We start from the raw sequence: 619 nt of genomic DNA on the forward strand, positions 1-619 counted from the left end.
GTTACCCGAACCGGCAGCGCCGACCCCGCCACCCTGCGCGACTAGAAGCTGTCCGATGCGTTCCAGCTCGACGGATTCAAAGGGCGCGGGCTCAGCTTCCGGTCGTGGAACGGCCAGTTGCGCCAGCCCATCGCGGTGGCCAATGCCCGCGCGCTTGTGACGCTCGCCCCGGTCGAGGGGTTCCTGCACCAGCGCAACGAAACCGACACGCTTGGCCTCGACGAACCGGAGAGCCAGTGCCACGCCTTCACGGAGTAACCCGATGCGCCGCCTTGCTGCTGCCCTGCTGCTGACTGCCACGCCGCTGATCCCTGCCCCGATCCATGCCGGAGAAATCTGGGTCACCAATGAAAAGGATGACACTGTCAGCGTGATCGACACCGATACGCTGGAGGTCATCAAGACCTATCCCACCGGCGAGCGCCCGCGTGGCGTGACCTTCTCCAAGGATTTCAAGCGGCTGTACATCTGCGCTTCGGATAGTGACACCGTGCAGGTGATGGACCCCGACACCGGCGAGATCCTGCATGACCTGCCGTCGGGCGAAGACCCCGAACAATTCGTGCTCGCCCCCGATGACCGGCATCTCTACATTGCCAACGAGGATGATGCGATCACC

At 63.8% G+C, this 619-nt stretch carries 2 protein-coding genes; one reads left to right on the plus strand and one right to left on the minus strand.

Annotated elements, in window-relative coordinates; all coding sequences use genetic code 11:
- On the minus strand, window positions 1-243 hold a 243-nt coding region (locus PKE99_RS39280), incomplete at its 3' end, for a hypothetical protein (protein WP_271215141.1).
- Window positions 244-262: 19 nt separating this feature from the next.
- On the opposite strand from PKE99_RS39280, the gene PKE99_RS39285 reads away from it, so the two are divergent.
- The coding region (locus tag PKE99_RS39285; RefSeq protein WP_498371925.1) for a YVTN family beta-propeller repeat protein at window positions 263-619 on the plus strand (357 nt) is incomplete at its 3' end.

It is taken from the genome of Pseudonocardia halophobica (genome assembly GCF_027922425.1).
GTDB classification, from domain to species: domain Bacteria; phylum Actinomycetota; class Actinomycetes; order Mycobacteriales; family Pseudonocardiaceae; genus Pseudonocardia; species Pseudonocardia halophobica.